This window comes from Streptomyces sp. NPDC052496 (genome assembly GCF_040679095.1).
In the GTDB taxonomy this organism is placed as follows: Bacteria; Actinomycetota; Actinomycetes; order Streptomycetales; family Streptomycetaceae; genus Streptomyces.
Window position 1 is genome coordinate 1 of record NZ_JBFAUH010000012.1, and the last position, 15118, is coordinate 15118.

Genomic DNA, 15118 nt, shown 5'->3' on the forward strand with positions numbered 1-15118 from the left:
ATATAAAACTCTACCAAAACCCCCCGGGCCGGGGGGGGGGGGGGGGGGGCCCCCCCCCCCCCCCCCGCCCCGCGGCCGTCGAGGCCCGTCCCCGTAGCCCTACAGTTCCTTGATCCGGACGTCGCGGTACGAGATGACGTCGGCCGTCCCGTGCACCTGGAGGCCGAGGTAGCCCGCGGCGAACCGGCGCCCGTCGGTCCCCGGATCGTCCGCCCGGGGCGGGAAGAACCGCTGCCCGCCGGTGTTGTCGAACTCGTTGATCAGCACACCGTTGCGGAAGACCGTGTAATGCTGGCCGATCACCCGGATCTCGTAGTCGTTCCAGGTGCCCTTCGGCGTGACACCCGCTCCGCCGAGCCCGACCCGGTCGAACCCGTACACCGACCCCGTCTTGTACAGGTCGCCGTCCGGCCGGTCCAGGATCTGGACCTCGTGCCCGTACTTGACCGCCACCCACTCCGGCCGCGGCTCCTCGGGATGGTCGTACACGGACGGGAAGCGGACGAAGACCCCGCCGTTGGCGTTGCCGGTGCCCGGCGCGTCGTCGCGGAACCGCAGCTTCAGCGAGAAGTCGTCGTACGTACGCCGCGGGAACCACAGCATCCCCATGCCCGGCACCGTGGAACTGCTGGTCATCGCGCCGTCCGCGGTCAGCCCGAAGGCGCCGCCGCCGACCTGCCGCCAGCGGTCGAAGGACGCCTTGGTCCCGTCGAACAGGTCGCGGTAGCCGGTGTGGTGACCGGGCGTGCCGATCCCGGACGCGTCGGCGGCCGCGTTGACGGCCCGGCTCTCGCGCTCGTCGAGCACCCCGTCCGCGAGCAGCCTGGCGGTGACCGCCTTGACGTGCTTGAGGAACAGGGCGCGCGAGGACCAGTCCTTCTCGTCCTCGATCAGTTCGTTGACGGTGCAGCGGTCGCGGGTGACGCGGTTGGGCACGCCGGTGTCGACCGTGCCGACGACGACGGTGCGCCGCTCGTCCCACTCGGGGCAGTTCGGGGCGGGCACCCCGCCGCCCGGGACGACCGTCAGGGGCACCCGTACCGCCTCGGAGGTGTTGCCCGCCCGGTCGGTGGCGCGGTGCGCGACGGTGTGCCGGCCGGCCCGGTCCACGACGACGGGCACCGTGTACGCGAGGAACGGGCCGCCGTCGAGCGAGTACTCGGTCCTGGCCACGCCGGAGCCCTCGTCGGTGGCGGTGACCGTCACGGTGGCCCGGCCCAGGTACTCGCCGTCCGAGTTGCGCTGCCCCTCGGTCGTCGCGGAGGTCCGCGGCGGCGTGGTGTCACCGGCCGGCGCCACGACCGCGAACGCCACCGACTTCTCGGCGGCGGTGTTGCCCGCCTTGTCGGTGGCCCGGTAGCGGACCTGGTACGCACCCGGCTCGCGGACCAGCACCGGCGCGGTGTACGGCTGGAACGCCCCGTCGCCCGGCGCGTACTCGACGGTGCCGACACCCGAGCCGGAGTCGGAGGCGGTGACCGTCACCGTCGCCCCGCCGACGTACGCGCCGTCGGCGTTCCGTACGCCGTCCACGCTCGCGGAGGTCTCCGGCGGCGTGGTGTCCGGGCCGCCGCCGGCCGTGACGACCAGGATGCCCTGCATCTGCTCGTGGCCCGGGATGGTGCAGTGGTAGCGGTAGGTGCCCGGGGTCAGAGTGACTTCGGTGGTGTACGTGCCGCCGTGCGCGTCACCGGGGTTGGCGAGGATGTTGAGCGCTACGTCGTGGTTGTACCGCGGGTCGGAGACGTCGAAGGTCAGGGTGTGCGGCATGCCCGTGGTGTTGCCGGTGGCCGTGCTGTTCTCGAAGACGATGGTGGTCCGGCCGGCCACGGCGGTGGCGGGCGCCGAGGTGTACTTGGTGATGTCGTCGCCCGCGGTCCAGGTCAGGGTCTGCTGTGCCGCCGGGGGGTCGGGTGCCGCCGGGCGTACGGGCGGCCGTCCGTGTGCTGTCGCGGCGGTCAGGCCGACGAGCATCAGCAGGGCGGTCAGCAGCACCGCCCACCCGCGCCGTATGGTCATCGCCCGGTCTCCCGTCCCGTACGGGCCAGCTCCGTGGGGCGCGGGGTCGGCTCGCCGCCCGTGTACGTCACCCGCCACAGCGCGGACTTGGCGTCCGAGGTGAAGAAGCCGCGCCCGTAGTCGAGGACGTACAGCGCCCCGTCCGGGCCGAACGTCCAGCCCATGAGGTTGCGGATGCCGTTCTCGCCGACCGGCACGATCTTGTCCAGGCTCTCCGCGTGCACCGGCAGACCGCCCGAGCCCGCCGTGCGCGGGTCCATCACCAGCGCGTGCCGCGGCTGGTCGCCGTCGTAGAAGTCCCCGACGAACCACTTGCCGTCCCAGTAGGCCGGCCACGCCCCCCGGCCGGCACCGGTCGGGTTGCGGCGGTAGACCGGGCCGTCCATCGCGGCCTGGCCGCCGCCCTTCAGCCAGGGGAGGAGCAGCTTCTGCTGGGAGGCCTGGTAACTCGGGACGCCCTGCGCGTCGCGCGGGAAGTCCGGGCCGCCGCCCTGCGGCGCGTACCAGATGTTGTTGGGCTCGGCGGGCGGCAAGGAGACCAGGCCGTCGTTGTGCGGCGACTCGTTCTTCAGGTGCGCGCAGTCGTACCAGCCCAGCGGCTTCTCCGGGTCGGGCAGGTTGCGGTCGCGGTACGGCTGGTTGTTGCCCATGCAGTACGGCCAGCCGCGGTTGCCCGCGTGGGTGATCGCGGCGAACGTGTCGTACTTGGCCGGGCCCCAGGTGGTGCTGGGTTCGGTGGCGTCCGGCCCGACCCAGCCCGCGTACAGCGTGCCGGTCTTCTTGTCGACGGAGATGCGCGAGGGGTTGCGCACGCCCATCACATAGATCTCGCCGCGGGTCCTGCCGCCGCCCTCGTCCGTCTCCTTGCCGGTGAAGAGATTGCCTTCGGGCAGGGTGTAGGTGCCGTCCGGCTCGGGGTGGATGCGCAGGATCTTCCCGTTGAGGTTGTTGGTGTTGCCCGCGGTACGCCGCGCGTCGGCGAACGCCACGCCCCGGTAGTCCGGCGCCGGGTTGTTGCCGGAGTAACCACCGCTGAAGCGCGAGGAGTTGTTGTCGCCGGTGGCGATGTAGAGGTTGTTCTTCGCGTCCCAGGCCATGCCGCCGCCCGCGTGGCAGCAGCTGTGCACCTGCACCGGCCACTTCAGCAGGACCTTCTCGGAAGCCGGGTCCAGCTTGCCGGTCCGCGGGTCCAGCGTGAAGCGGGAGACGCGGCGCTCGGCCGTGCGGGTGCTCCGGTCGACGCCGGAGTGCGGGGTGTAGTGCAGGTAGACCCAGCCGTTGGTGAGGAAGGCCGGGTCCAGTTCGATGCCCAGCAGCCCTTCCTCGTTCTTGACCAGCTCGTCACCGCCGCCCTTGTTGCCGAAGACGGTCACCGTGCCGGCGAGCGAGACCTTGCCGGTCCTCGGATCCCAGACGTGGACGGTGCCCTCGCCCCTGCCGACGGCCGGATCGTTCCAGTCGGTGACGACCGGGGCGCTCGCGTCACCGCCGCCGCGGCCGATGAAGAAGACCCGGCCGTCCGCCGCGGTGACCAGCCCGTGCGGTTCGCCGATCTGGTCGGACTGCCCGGGCTTGTTGGGCGCGGTGAGCCGTTCGGCCTTGTAGTTGCCGGTGATGGTGGCCTGGCAGTCGGCGCGGGCCAGCCGGGTGGTCCACAGCAGCGCGCCGCGCAGATGCGTACGGAAGTCCGCCTCGCGGAAGCTGTCGGGGGTGCCGCCCATGCCGGTGTAGAACGACCGGCCGCCGTCGTAGTCGCGGCACCAGGAGACGGGGTGGTCCCAGCCGTTGGCGCCGGGCCCCGGCCGGTAGGTGGACTCCCGCACCCGGGCCACCGTGTGCACCGAACCGCTGGGGTTGGCCGCCCAGTTCAGCCACGTGTCCGGGCGCCTCCACTCGACGGGCAGGTCCTTCGTGGCCGGGTGATCGCGGTCGCCGACCTCGACGACGGCCCGCTGCGCCGTGCCCGGCACGGTGGCCGCGGGCCGCGCCCCGATCAGGCCGGTGAACCAGTCCGAGTACGGTTCGGCGCGGGCCGCGTCATGGATGCCGACGAACCCGCCCCCGGCCTCCAGGTAGCGCTCCAGCCCCGCCTCCTGCTCGGGGTCCAGGAGGTCGCCGCCGCCGGTCAGGAAGACGACCGCGTTGTACGTCCCGAGGCGCGCGTCGGTGAAGACCGAGGCGTCGTCGGTCGCGTCCACCGCGAAGCGTTCGGCGGCCGGCCCCTGGCGGCCGATCCGCTCGACCGCCTCGATCCCGGCGTCGACGGTGGGCGGCTCCGCGCCCGCCGAGGCGTGGAAGACCAGGACGCGGACGTTCTCGCCGCCCGGCGGGCTCGGCAGGCGTGGCCCGGCGGCCGGTCCGGAGGCGCCGGCCGGCGCGCCGCCGAGCAGGGCGGCCGCGACGGCCAGCACCAGTGCGGGGAGGCCGAGGGCGCGCCCGGCCGGCGGGCGCCGTGGTGGTCTGCGTCTGCCGGTGCGCGGTAACGCGCGCAGAGGCCGTGGTAATCGGTGCCGGAATCGTCGCACGGGTGCACCCGCCCCTCTGTGGCCACGGACAGCAGCAGCCGTTGAAGCTAGACCCCTTTCGGTGACTCGCCAAGAGCTATGGCCGCAACCCGTCCAACTTTGTCCTGAGTGTGGATAAACGAAGATCGTGCGGCTACCGTCCCAGGCGTCCCCTCCGACCCGTCCCTCCTGCCGTGGGAGCACGATGACCGAGGAACCCGACATCCCCAGGCGCGGTTTCAACCGCCGTCTCCTCGCCGGAGGCGCCGCCGTCGCGGCACTCGGCACGGCGGCCGCCCCCACCGTGGCCGCCGCCCGCCCGGCGCGGACGGGCCGCACCGCCGCCGCCGGGGGCGCGGTCAAGCACCTCAAGCTGTACATCGAGGAGCTGCCGGGCGGACAGCTCGGGTACGGCCTGGAGAAGGGGAAGGCGACCGTGCCCGGCCCGCCGATCGAGCTGGTCGAGGGCGACACCCTGCACATCGAGTGCGAGAACACCCTGAACATCGCGGCCAGTCTGCACGTGCACGGTCTCGACTACGACGTGGCCAGTGACGGCACCCGGATGAACCGCAGCCACCTGGAACCCGGCGCCACCCGTACGTACACCTGGCGCACCCACGCCCCCGGCCGGCGCGCGGACGGCACCTGGCGGCCGGGCAGCGCGGGCTACTGGCACTACCACGACCACGTCGTGGGCACCGAGCACGGCACGGGCGGCATCCGCCGGGGGCTGTACGGGCCGGTGGTCGTACGGCGCGCGGGAGACCCGCTGCCCGACCGGCAGTTCACCATCGTCTTCAACGACATGACGATCAACAACCTGCCCAAAGGCCCGGACTTCCGGGCCACGGTGGGGGAGCGCGTGGAGATCGTCTCGATCACCCACGGCGAGTACTACCACACCTTCCACCTGCACGGTCACCGCTGGGCGGACAACCGCACCGGCCTCCTGGAGGGCCCCGCGGACCCCAGCCGCGTCATCGACAACAAGATCACCGGGCCCGCCGACTCCTTCGGCTTCCAGTTCCTCGCGGGCGAAGGGGCGGGCGCCGGCGCGTGGATGTACCACTGCCACGTCCAGAGCCACTCCGACATGGGGATGGCGGGGCTGCTGCTGATCGCCAAGCCGGACGGCACGATCCCCGGGCACGACGGGCACGATGGGCACAGCGGGCACGGCCATGGCCGGCACGGAGAGCACGGAGAGCACGGAGGGCACCAGCCGGCACCGCCACGGCCTCCTGCACAATGATCGACATGACGGAGACGACGGGTACGGGCGCGGACACGGGGCGGGGCGCGGCCGGCGGCGGCCTGCTGGACGGCAAGGTCCTGCTGATCACCGGCGCGGGTCGCGGCATCGGTGCCGCCGCGGCACGGCTGTTCGCGCGGGAAGGCGCCGCGGTCGTCCTGACCGCGCGGACCGGGCCGGAACTGGCCGCGGTGGCCGAGGAGATCCGGGCGGCGGGCGGCAGCGCCGAGCACGTCGTCGCGGACCTGGCGGACGCGGACGCCGTGCAGCGGGCGGTGGACACGGCCGTCGAGCGGTACGGCCGCCTGGACGGCGCGTTCAACAACGCGGGCATGGGCATCGGGCACGCCCCGCTGGCCGAGATCCCCCTGGCGGACTTCGACCGGATCACCGCCGTCAACCACCGGGGCGTCTGGCTCGCCATGGCCGCCGAGATACGGGCGATCCTCGCCACCGCGGGCACCGGCGCCATCGTCAACAACAGCAGCGTCGGCAGCCTGAAGCCGTCCGCCGGGATGAGCCTGTACGGCGCCTCGAAGCGGGCCGTGAACAGCCTCACCCAGACCGCCGCCGTCGAGTACGGCCCCCAGGGCATCCGCGTCAACGCCGTCGCCCCCGGCACGACCATGACCGCCATGATCGAGGACTGGGCCGCCCGCGAACCGGACGTCGTCGGCCGGCTCACCGCCCGTACGCCACTGCGCCGCGCGGCCGCCCCCGACGAGGTGGCGCAGGCCGCCGCCTGGCTGCTCAGCGACCGGGCCTCGTACGTGACGGGCGCGATCCTGCCCGTCGACGGCGGCCTCACCGTCTGAGCGGGAGACCGGAGTGGACCTGACGTCCCTGCGGACGTTCCGGGCGGTGGCCCGGCACCAGCACATCAGCAGGGCCGCGGCCGAACTGCGGACCGCGCAGCCCGCGGTGAGCCGGACGATCGCCCGGCTGGAGGCCGACCTGGGCGTCCTCCTCTTCGACCGGCAGGGGCGTTCGGTGCGCCTCAACCGGTACGGCACCGCCTTCCTGTGCCGCGTCGAGCGCGCCCTCGGCGAACTGGACGACGCGCGGCGCGAGCTGGCCGACGCCGCGGGGCTGGACCAGGGGCGCGTCGTGGTCGCCGCCGAGACGCTGCTGACGCTCTCCTCGCTGCTCTCGGCGTTCCGGGCCGCGCACCCCGGCGTCGAGCTGCGCCTCCACCAGTCGACCGCGGAAGTGATGCGGCGTCAGCTCGCGGAGCGCGAGGTGGACCTGTGCGTCGCCTCGCAGCCGCTGCGTGGGGCCGGGCTGCGTTCGGTGGTGCTGATGGAGGAGGACGTGCTGCTCGCCGTACCGGTCGGCCATCCGCTGGCCGGGCGGCAGCGGGCCGGCCTGGAGGACGTCGTGGACGAGCCGTTCGTCACCACCCGCCCCGGGCACTGGCAGCGCGAGCTGCTCGACCGGCTGTTCGCCACGGCGGGCCGGGCGCCCGTCATCACCTGCGAGGGCGACGAGCCGGCCGCGACCCAGTTCCTGATCGGCGCCGGGCTCGGCATCGGACTCATCCCGGCTCTCGCCCGCAACGAGTCGCCGGAGGCGCCGGTGCACTGGCTGCGCCTGGACGTGCCGGACTGCCGCCGGACCCTGCGCCTGGTGCGGCGCGCGGACCGCTATGTCTCCGCGGCGGAGCGGCACTTCGAGGAGGCGGCCGTCGCCCATTTCGCGCCGCGGGGCCGGGGCGCGTCATTGACGGAGTGAGTACTCACTCCGTACGGTGGGACACCTCGTCGACCTTTGGGGAGCGCCCGTGCCCGTCACCCTCAACCACACCATCGTGCCCGCCGCCGATCACCGTGCGGCGGCCCGGTTCTTCGCCTCGGTCATGGGGCTGGCAGAACTGCCGCCGGCCGGCCGCGACGGGCACTTCGCTCCCGTACGCGTCAACGACGGACTGACCCTCGACTTCATGGCGGTGCCGGAACCGGAGGGCCACCACCTCGCCTTCGACGTGGACCCGGACACCTTCGACGCGATCCTCGCCCGTATACGGAACGCCGGGATTCCTTACGGCAGCGAACCCGCCCACCCGGACAACGGCCGCACCGACCACCCGCTGTGCCCGCGCGGCCTCTTCTTCAAGGACGAGACCGGGAACCTGTACGAGGTGATGTCCCCGGCGTGAGGTACCGGCGCCTCACAGCTCGCCGCCCGGCATCCCGAACGCGCCCAGGATGCGTTCCGCCGCGAGGGTCGCCGTCAGCGTGCCGGCCCGTACCTCCCGTTCCACCTCCGGGGCCACGTCCCGCACGCCGGGGTGGTCCTGGAGCCGGTTCAGCAGCTGCTCGCGGACCATCGACCAGGTCCAGTCGACCTGCTGGTCCCGTCGCTTCTCCGCCAGCGCGCCGGTGGACTCCAGCAGTTTGCGGTGCTGCTCGACGCGGTCCCACACCGTGTCCAGACCGGTGCCCTCGCGGGCGCTGCACGTCAGGACCGGCGGGGTCCAGGCGGCGTCCGGCGACTGGAGCAGGCGCAGCGCGCCGGACAGCTCCCGGGCCGCCGACTTCGCGTCCCGCTCGTGCGGTCCGTCCGCCTTGTTGACCGACACCAGGTCGGCCAGCTCCAGCACGCCCTTCTTGATGCCCTGGAGCTGGTCGCCGGTACGGGCGAGGGTGAGCAGCAGGAAGGTGTCGACCATGTTGGCCACGGCCGTCTCGGACTGCCCGACGCCCACCGTCTCCACGAGCACCACGTCGTAGCCCGCGGCCTCCATCACGACGATGGACTCCCGCGTCGCCCGCGCCACCCCGCCGAGCGTGCCCGAGGTGGGGGAGGGCCGCACGAACGCCGCCGGATCGGCGGCCAGCCGCTCCATGCGCGTCTTGTCGCCCAGGATGGAGCCGCCGGTCCGGCTGGACGACGGGTCGACGGCCAGCACGGCGACCCGGTGCCCGGCCTCCGTCAGCTGGGTGCCCAGCGCGTCGATGAAGGTCGACTTGCCGACTCCGGGCACCCCGCTGATGCCCACCCGCCGGGCCGCGCCGGAGTGCGGCAGCAGCTCGACCAGCAGCCGCTGCGCGAGCGCCCGGTGGTCGGCGCGGGTGGACTCCACCAGCGTGATGGCGCGCGCGATCCAGGCCCGGGAGCCCTCGCGGACGCCCGCCGCGTACTGGTCGATGTCGATCGTCGGTCGCTTGCGGGCCGCTCGGGGCCGGGGTGTCTCAGGCATCGACGTCGTGGCTCACAGGTCGTGGCCGAGGGCCTCGGCGAGGTCCTTGACCAGGTCGTACGCGGCATCGGGGATGACCGTACCGGGCGGGAAGACGGCCGTGGCGCCCGCCTCGTGCAGCGCCGGGATGTCACCCGGCGGGATCACCCCGCCCACCACGATCATGATGTCCTCCCGGTCCTGCGCCGCCAGTTCCTCGCGCAGCGCGGGCACCAGCGTCAGGTGTCCGGCGGCCAGCGAGGAGACGCCCACGACGTGCACGTCCGCCTCGACGGCCTGCCGGGCGACCTCCGCCGGCGTCTGGAACAGCGGGCCGACATCCACGTCGAAGCCCAGGTCGGCGAAGGCCGTCGCGATCACCTTCTGGCCGCGGTCGTGGCCGTCCTGGCCCATCTTGGCGACCAGGATGCGCGGCCGGCGCCCCTCGGCCCGCTCGAACTCGGCCACCAGGTCCCGGGTCCGGTCCACCCCGGAGGACGGGCCTGCTTCGTCTCGGTACACACCGGAGATCGTACGGATCTGCCCGGAGTGGCGCCCGTAGACCTTCTCCAGTGCGTCGGAGATCTCACCGACCGTCGCCATTGCGCGGGCCGCGTCCACGGCCAGCGCCAGCAGATTGCCTTCCAGGCCCTGCCCCGGACCGGCCTCGGCGGCGGCGGTCAGCGCCCGCAGCGCGTCCTGGCAGGCCGCCTCGTCACGCTCCGCGCGCAGCCGCCGCAGCTTGTCGATCTGCTGCGCGCGCACCGCCGAGTTGTCGACCTTCAGTACGTCGATCTGCTCGTCGGTGTCCACCCGGTACTTGTTGACGCCGATCAGCGCCTGCCGCCCCGAGTCGATCCGCGCCTGCGTACGGGCCGCGGCCTCCTCCACGCGCAGCTTCGGGATGCCCGCGTCGATGGCCTTGGCCATGCCGCCGGCCGCCTCCACCTCCTCGATGTGCTGCCAGGCCCGGCGCGCCAGGTCGTGGGTCAGCTTCTCGACGTACGCGCTGCCGCCCCACGGGTCGATGACCCGGCAGGTGCCCGACTCCTGCTGGAGGAAGAGCTGGGTGTTGCGGGCGATGCGCGCGGAGAAGTCGGTGGGCAGGGCCAGCGCCTCGTCCAGCGCGTTGGTGTGCAGCGACTGGGTGTGGCCCTGCGTCGCGGCCATCGCCTCCACGCACGTCCGCGTGACGTTGTTGAACACGTCCTGCGCGGTCAGCGACCAGCCGGAGGTCTGCGAATGGGTGCGCAGGGAGAGGGACTTGGGGTTCTTCGGGTCGAACCGCTGGACCAGCTTGGCCCACAGCAGCCGGGCGGCCCGCAGCTTGGCGATCTCCATGAAGAAGTTCATGCCGATCGCCCAGAAGAAGGAGAGCCGCGGCGCGAAGGCGTCCACGTCCATCCCCGCGTCGATGCCCGCCTTCAGGTACTCCACACCGTCCGCGAGGGTGTACGCCAGCTCCAGGTCGGCCGTCGCGCCCGCTTCCTGGATGTGGTAGCCGGAGATGGAGATGGAGTTGTAGCGCGGCATCTTCTGCGAGGTGTACGCGAAGATGTCGGAGATGATCCGCATCGAGGGGCGCGGCGGATAGATGTAGGTGTTGCGGACCATGAACTCCTTGAGGATGTCGTTCTGGATGGTCCCGGCCAGCTTCTCGGGCGGTACGCCCTGTTCCTCGGCGGCCACGATGTACAGCGCGAGGACGGGCAGCACCGCGCCGTTCATCGTCATGGAGACGGTCATCTTGTCCAGCGGGATGCCGGAGAAGAGCTGCCGCATGTCGTAGATCGAGTCGATGGCCACGCCCGCCATGCCGACGTCACCGGTCACCCGCGGGTGGTCGCTGTCGTAGCCGCGGTGGGTCGGCAGGTCGAAGGCGACGGACAGGCCCTTCTGACCGGCCGCCAGGTTGCGCCGGTAGAACGCGTTGGACTCCTCGGCGGTGGAGAAGCCCGCGTACTGCCGGATGGTCCAGGGCTGGTTGACGTACATCGTCGGGTACGGGCCGCGCAGGTACGGCGTGATGCCCGGGTACGTGTTCAGGAAGTCCAGCCCGGCCAGGTCCTCACCGGTGTACAGCGGCTTGACCTCGATGCCCTCGGGCGTCTCCCACACCAGGTCGTCGACGCCCTTGCCGGTGGCCTCCTGCACGGCGGCCGTCCACTGCGCCGCGTCGCCCTCGGGGGCCTGCGGCTCGCCCAGCTCGACCGTGCTGAAGTCCGGGATGGCGCCCGACTGCTCCGTCGCGTGCTCCATCACGCCACCTCCATGACATCCAGGGCCGAGGACAGCACCCCGACCGCGTCGCAGCCCGCGAAGACGAAGGCGTCCACTCCGGCTCGTTCATATGCTTCCCGCTGCCCGCCCGGCTTCCCGGCCAGCAGCACCTGCCGCGCGCCCGCGGCCTTCAGGGCCGCCGCGACCTCGGCGGCCTGCTCGGCGTACAGCGCGTCACTCGAACACAGACAGGCGATACCCGCGCCGCTCGCCGTGAACGCCTCGGCCACCGACTCCGCGTCCACCGACACGGGGTCGTGCACCGGCTCGATGCCGCCCGCCTGGAGGAGGTTGGAGGCGAAGGTGGCGCGCGCGGTGTGCACCGCGGCCGGGCCGAGCGCCGCGAGGAACGCCTTCGGACGGCTGCCGGTCGCCGCCAGGTGCGCGTCCGAGCGGGCGCGCAGCGCCTCGTACGCCTCGTCCCGGCGCACCCGCGGCAGCCCGCCGCCCGCCGGTACGGGCGCGGGCTCGCGCTCCACCGCCGGCTCGGCCAGGAACGGGAACTCGCTGACACCGGTGACCGGTTCACGGCGGTGCGCCAGGTCCTCGGACCGCTTGCGCCAGGTCGCCGCCAGCCGCTCGCCGACCAGCCCGGAGCCGAGCGCCGCGGCCTGCCCGCCCGCGGCCTCGATCTCCTGGAACCACGCCCAGGCGGCACGGGCCAGCTCGTCGGTCAGCCGCTCCACGTACCAGGAGCCGCCCGCCGGGTCGATCACCTTCGACAGGTGCGACTCCTCCAGCAGGATCGACTGGGTGTTGCGCGCGATCCGGCGGGCGAACGCGTCCGGCAGCCCGAGCGCCGCGTCGAACGGCAGGACGGTGACGGCGTCCGCGCCGCCCAGCCCCGCCGAGAGGCCCGCCACGGTGGTGCGCAGCATGTTCACCCACGGATCCCGACGGGTCATCATCACCGTCGAGGTCACCGCGTGCTGCCGCTGCGCGCGGGCCGCGGGGGAGGCGCCGCACACCTCGGCCACCCGCGACCACAGCCGCCGGGCGGCCCGCAGCTTGGCGATCGTCAGGAACTGGTCGGCGGTCGCCGCGTACCGGAACTCCAGCTGGGCGCAGGCGGCGTCCACGCCGAGGCCCGCCGCGGTCAGCTCCCGCAGGTAGGCCACGCCGGTGGCCAGCGAGCAGCCCAGCTCCTCGGCGGTCGAGCCGCCCGCCTCGTGGTACGGCAGCGCGTCCACGGCCAGCGCGCGCATCCGCGGCGCCTCGCCGGCGCACCGGCGGGCCAGGCCCGCGGCCGCCTCCAGGTGCCCGGCCAGACCGTCCGCACGGCCGGTACGGGCCACCACGCCCAGCGGGTCGGCGCCCAGGGTGCCCGCCGTCTCGGACGGCGCGACGCCCTTGGCGTCGCAGAGCCGGAACCAGGCGTCGGCCGCCGCGGCGAAGTCCGCGCCCGCGTCCAGGGCGACGGCCGCGAGGTCCAGATAGACCCCGTCGAGCGCGGCGGCCAGCTCCGGCACCGGCACGCCGCCGTCCCCGACGGCCAGCCACAGCGAGGTGACGCCGTTCTCCAGGTCGGCGAGGACCGCCTCGTTGGCGCGCCGCGGATCGGTGTCCGCGTGCCGCTGCCGTACGTCCCAGCCCGCGACGGTGCTGCCGGTGGCCCGGCCGGCCCGTACGAACGGCGGGAAGCCGGGACGGCCGGTGGCGTCGGCTGCGGCGGGCGCGTCCTCGGCGGTGTAGAGCGGACGGACCTGGATGCCGTCCTGGAGCGCGGTGGCGAGCGCGTCTTCGGCGGCGGTGCCGGCCGCCTCCGCGGCGCCCGATTTGCGCAGGACGCCTTCGACCAGGCGCTGCCACTGCTCGCGGTCCGCGTCAGGGAACGCGGCGGCCAGAGGGAGTTCGGGGGACTGGGCGGTCATGGCAGCAGGCTAGGCGAACGGTCGTTAGCCGCAGCAGGGCATCGGGCTGTGACCTTGCACTCGTTGACCTGGGATTGCTCCATTGGGAAGCTCGACGATCGCCCTTCCGGCGGTGTTTGTACCCGCGAGTAGACACCTTGGCGCGAGCAGATCGCCGCAATCTCGGCATGTCGGGTGTTCCACGGCCACGGGGTGCCGGTTCTGTACGGTGGGCGGCGCGCCACTGTGACGAGGAGGGACATGCGCGTGCCGGTGAGGCGGACCGTCGTCCTGGCGGCGGTGCTCGCCCTGATCGCCGGCGCCGTGCTGCTCCTCGCCCTTCCGGAGCGCGCGGGCCCCGCGTGCACCGGGCGGAAGATCACCTCATGGGCGGCCGACTCCCGCCTCACCCAGGAGTTCACCCGATACGGCAACGACAACACCCGGGTGGACGACTGGACCGCGGGCGACGGCACCCACTCCGTCCGGCTGCCCGACGGCCGCACCCTGTGGATCTTCTCCGACACCTTCACCGACCGGATCCAGCCGCCGCCCAACCCGCGGGGACAGCCGCACCACTGGCGCTCCGCCGACTCCGGCCGCACCCCCGCCCTGACCCACAACTCCCTCGTCGTCATGGACCGTTCCGGCCGCCTGGAGCGCACCCTGACCGGCGCCGCCGGCTCGGGCCCGTTCTTCCCCGACCTGCCGGACGGCTGGCGCTGGCCGGTGCAGGCGCACGTGGAACCCCGTACCCCCGGTTCATCCGAACAGGTCGTCCGCGTCCTGCTGTGGAACCGCGCGCCCGGCCAGGCCCCGTGGATCTTCGGCATCCCCCGCGCCACCGAGGTCGCCACCCTCTCCCTGCCCAGCCTGCGGCTGGAGAGCATCACCCCGGTCGTCGACCAGACCGCCGTGCCCGACCCCGCGCACCGCGTCCTGTACGGCACCGCTTCCGTACAGGACGGCACCTGGACGTACGTCTACGGCGGCGACGACGGACCGGCCCGCCCCACCTCCAACGCCTACCTGGCACGGGTGCCCACCGGCCGGCTCGGGCAGGCCGGTGCCTGGCGGTACTGGGACGGCCAGGACTGGCAGCCGCACGCCGGCCGGGCGGCCCCGGTGATCCGCGCGGGCGGCGGGCGCGGCGTCGGCAGCTCCTTCACCGTCGTACGGGACGGCGCCACCTGGGTACTGCTGTCGATGGACACACCCGGCGAGCCCGGCAACGGCCTGTCCGCCATCACCACCTACTGGTCGTGCTCGGCCCAGGGCCCCTGGCACGGCCCGACCGGACGCATCACCCCGCCCCGCCCGGCCGACCCCACCGGACAGCACCGCGTCGCCGCGTACAACCCGCAGGCCCACCCCGGACTCAGCCCCCCGGGCCGGCTCCTGCTCAGCTACGACATCAACTGGCTCGGCCCGCCGGGCGTCCCCTCCGACGACCAGGTCAACGGGGACGTCGAGCTGTACCGTCCGCGCTTCCTGCGGCTGCGGCTGGGGGCCGGATGAGCCATGGGCGGACTCCCGCGGTGCCGGCGCTCAGTCCGTCTTCGGCCCGGACCGCAGCGAACAGCGCAGGGAGAACGGGTGCCCGGCCGGGTCGGAGTAGACCCGTACCTCGCGGGGGCCGGTGTCGTCCTTGGTGTCCAGCGGGCGCGCGCCGAGGCTGACCGCCTTGCGCTCGGCCGCGTCCATGTCCGCCTCGTCGACCAGCAGGTCCAGGTGGGCCTGGAGCGAACTGTCGGGGCGCGGCCAGGTCGGCGGCGTCATGTTCAGGTCGCGGCGGAAGGACATCTGGGTGCCGTTGGCGACGACCTCCACCCGGTCGGGCAGGTGCTCGGTACGGACCTCACCCTCCAGGAAGTCGGCGTAGAAGTCCGCCAGCTTCTCCGGGTCGGAGCAGTCGAGCACGATCACGGCGGCTTTGACCAGTCCCATGGCATCTCCTCGGCCCCGTGGGCCCTCCTCGGCAGGGCACCGCAGGCGGTGCCGGCCGCGCGGCGCGCGGGCCGGGACGACGAGT

At 73.3% G+C, this 15118-nt stretch carries 11 protein-coding genes; 5 read left to right on the top strand and 6 right to left on the bottom strand.

Annotated features, from left to right (window positions below):
• Window positions 1-99: 99 nt before the first annotated feature.
• Both AB0L45_RS17180 and AB0L45_RS17185 read right to left on the bottom strand, forming a co-directional pair.
• A complete protein-coding gene (locus tag AB0L45_RS17180; RefSeq protein ID WP_365840608.1) occupies window positions 100-2019 on the bottom strand; it encodes a family 16 glycoside hydrolase in 1920 nt (639 codons plus the stop codon).
• Window positions 2016-4430, bottom strand: a complete 2415-nt coding sequence (locus tag AB0L45_RS17185; protein ID WP_365840610.1) for a ThuA domain-containing protein — start codon at window positions 4428-4430, stop codon at window positions 2016-2018. The genes AB0L45_RS17180 and AB0L45_RS17185 overlap by 4 nt, the downstream gene beginning before the upstream one ends.
• 298 nt (window positions 4431-4728) lie before the next feature.
• Here AB0L45_RS17185 and AB0L45_RS17190 point away from each other — a divergent pair, with 298 nt between their 5' ends.
• From AB0L45_RS17190 to AB0L45_RS17205, 4 genes are read left to right on the top strand one after another with little or no spacing between them, the layout of a single operon-like run.
• On the top strand, window positions 4729-5778 hold the full coding sequence (locus AB0L45_RS17190) for a multicopper oxidase domain-containing protein (RefSeq protein WP_365840612.1): 1050 nt from the start codon (window positions 4729-4731) through the stop codon (window positions 5776-5778).
• A 5-nt stretch (window positions 5779-5783) separates the two neighbouring features.
• Window positions 5784-6593 (top strand): glucose 1-dehydrogenase, encoded by an 810-nt coding sequence (locus AB0L45_RS17195; RefSeq protein ID WP_365840614.1) that lies wholly within the window; start codon window positions 5784-5786, stop codon window positions 6591-6593.
• 13 nt (window positions 6594-6606) lie between these two features.
• Window positions 6607-7509 carry a LysR substrate-binding domain-containing protein gene (locus AB0L45_RS17200; RefSeq protein ID WP_365840616.1) on the top strand — a complete coding sequence of 301 codons (903 nt, stop codon included), beginning with the start codon at window positions 6607-6609 and terminating at the stop codon, window positions 7507-7509.
• Between the two features lie 49 nt (window positions 7510-7558).
• Window positions 7559-7933, top strand: coding sequence for a VOC family protein (locus AB0L45_RS17205; RefSeq protein ID WP_365840618.1), 375 nt, complete (start codon window positions 7559-7561; stop codon window positions 7931-7933).
• Between the two features lie 12 nt (window positions 7934-7945).
• On the opposite strand, the gene meaB is transcribed toward AB0L45_RS17205, so the two are convergent.
• The 3 genes from meaB to AB0L45_RS17220 are packed head-to-tail and all read right to left on the bottom strand — an operon-like array spanning window position 7946 to window position 13107.
• A complete protein-coding gene (gene meaB, locus AB0L45_RS17210) occupies window positions 7946-8977 on the bottom strand; it encodes a methylmalonyl Co-A mutase-associated GTPase MeaB (protein ID WP_365840620.1) in 1032 nt (343 codons plus the stop codon).
• A 12-nt stretch (window positions 8978-8989) separates the two neighbouring features.
• Complete coding sequence (gene scpA / locus AB0L45_RS17215) at window positions 8990-11215, bottom strand: methylmalonyl-CoA mutase (protein ID WP_365840622.1); 2226 nt, start codon at window positions 11213-11215, stop codon at window positions 8990-8992.
• Entirely contained in the window at window positions 11215-13107 is a 1893-nt protein-coding gene (locus tag AB0L45_RS17220; protein WP_365840624.1) for a methylmalonyl-CoA mutase family protein, read from the bottom strand. Before AB0L45_RS17220 ends, scpA begins: the two co-directional genes overlap by 1 nt.
• Before the next feature lie 240 nt (window positions 13108-13347).
• On the opposite strand from AB0L45_RS17220, the gene AB0L45_RS17225 reads away from it, so the two are divergent.
• Window positions 13348-14604, top strand: a complete 1257-nt coding sequence (locus AB0L45_RS17225; protein WP_365840626.1) for a DUF4185 domain-containing protein — start codon at window positions 13348-13350, stop codon at window positions 14602-14604.
• Window positions 14605-14634: 30 nt separating this feature from the next.
• Here the strand turns inward: AB0L45_RS17225 and AB0L45_RS17230 are convergent, their stop codons facing one another.
• A complete protein-coding gene (locus AB0L45_RS17230) occupies window positions 14635-15033 on the bottom strand; it encodes a VOC family protein (RefSeq protein ID WP_365840628.1) in 399 nt (132 codons plus the stop codon).
• Between the last annotated feature and the right edge of the window lie 85 nt (window positions 15034-15118).